This is a genomic window from Methylibium sp. T29, from assembly GCF_000576205.1.
In the GTDB taxonomy this organism is placed as follows: Bacteria; Pseudomonadota; Gammaproteobacteria; order Burkholderiales; family Burkholderiaceae_C; genus Methylibium; species Methylibium petroleiphilum.
Genome location: NZ_AZND01000521.1, coordinates 1 through 1,117, shown reverse-complemented (window position 1 = coordinate 1,117; position 1,117 = coordinate 1). Strand labels below are relative to the sequence as shown.

General features: G+C 73.9%; 1 protein-coding gene. It reads right to left on the bottom strand.

Features of this window, described 5'->3' with window-relative positions:
* Positions 1–1,117 (bottom strand): hydantoinase/oxoprolinase family protein (locus x551_RS22525; RefSeq protein WP_036251853.1); only part of this gene is annotated, 1,117 nt, incomplete at both ends.

The following is a 1,117-nucleotide window of genomic DNA, read 5'->3' as shown; positions in this document are numbered from 1 at the left end:
CCTCGGCCGCCAGCGCATCGAGCCGTTCGCCGGCGGCGGCCAGGCCTGCCGCATCGAGGCGGCGCTCGACCGCCGCCTCGCGCATCGCGGTCTGGTCGGCCAGACCCATGCCGTAGGCCGACAGCACACCGGCCAGCGGGTGGATGAAGACGCGCGTCATGCCCAGTGCGTCGGCGACCGCGCAGGCGTGCTGCCCGCCGGCGCCGCCGAAACACTGCAGCGTGTAGCCGCTCACGTCGTGGCCGCGCGCGACCGAGATGCGCTTGATCGCATTGGCCATGTTGGCCACAGCGATCTGCAGCGCGCCGGCGGCCACGTCCTCCGGCAGCGTGGCACGGCCGGTCGCCACGGCGAGCTGCTGCGCCAGCGCGCCGAAGCGCTGCACCACGCCCTCGGCGTCGAGCGGCTCGTCGCCGCGCGGCCCGAACACCGCGGGGAAATATGCGGGCTGGATGCGCCCGAGCAGCAGGTTCGCGTCGGTGGTGGTCAACGGCCCACCGCGGCGGTAGCAGGCCGGGCCGGGATCGGCGCCGGCCGACTCAGGCCCGACGCGCAGCCGGCCGCCATCGAAGCGCACGACCGAGCCGCCGCCGGCGGCCACCGTGTGGATGCTCATCATCGGCGCGCGCAGCCGCACGCCGGCCACCTGGGTCTCGAAGGCGCGCTCGAACTCGCCCGCGTAATGCGAGACGTCGGTCGAGGTGCCGCCCATGTCGAAGCCGATCACGCGCGTGTAGCCGGCCTCGAGCGCCGTGCGCACCATGCCGACGATGCCGCCGGCCGGACCGGACAGCACCGCGTCCTTGCCCTGGAAGCTCTCGGCCTGCGCCAACCCGCCCGAGCTCTGCATGAAGTACAGCGGCACGCCGGGCATCTGCGCGGCCACGCGCTCGACGTAGCGGCGCAGGATCGGCGACAGGTAGGCGTCGACCACGGTGGTGTCGCCACGCGACACGAACTTCATCAGCGGGCTGACCTCGTGCGACACCGACACCTGCGTGAAACCCAGCTCGCGCGCGATGCGCGCCGCCGCCGCCTCGTGCTGCGGGTAGCGGTAGCCGTGCAGGAAGACGATGGCGCAGGCACGCAGGCCGGCGTCGTGGGCCGCCCACAGGCG